Raw genomic sequence first — 261 nt, forward strand, 5'->3', positions numbered from 1 at the left:
GGAATACTTAATGCGCCAATTTCGTCTAAATAAAGAGCTTGATTCTTCTTTTGAGTGAATGCTTTCTGTAAGGTCTCTTCATCCAATGTCGGGCAATAAATATGTGTCAGCGAAGCGTGAGGAACAGAAGTATTTGCCATTTCTTGGGCAAATAATGTTTTGCCTGTTCCGATTTCCCCCGTTATTAAGACAGGCTGCTTGTTTTGCGTGAATTGTTTTGCCAAATGAATGGCGTGCTTCATATCTTGGTGCTCTCCATAT

The 261-nt window shown here is 40.6% G+C and carries 1 protein-coding gene; it reads right to left on the minus strand.

Annotated elements, in window-relative coordinates; genetic code table 11:
• A partial coding sequence (locus SB775_RS30805) for a sigma 54-interacting transcriptional regulator (RefSeq protein ID WP_410865060.1) occupies positions 1-261 on the minus strand: 261 nt, incomplete at both ends.

The organism is Peribacillus sp. SIMBA_075 (assembly GCF_046534585.1).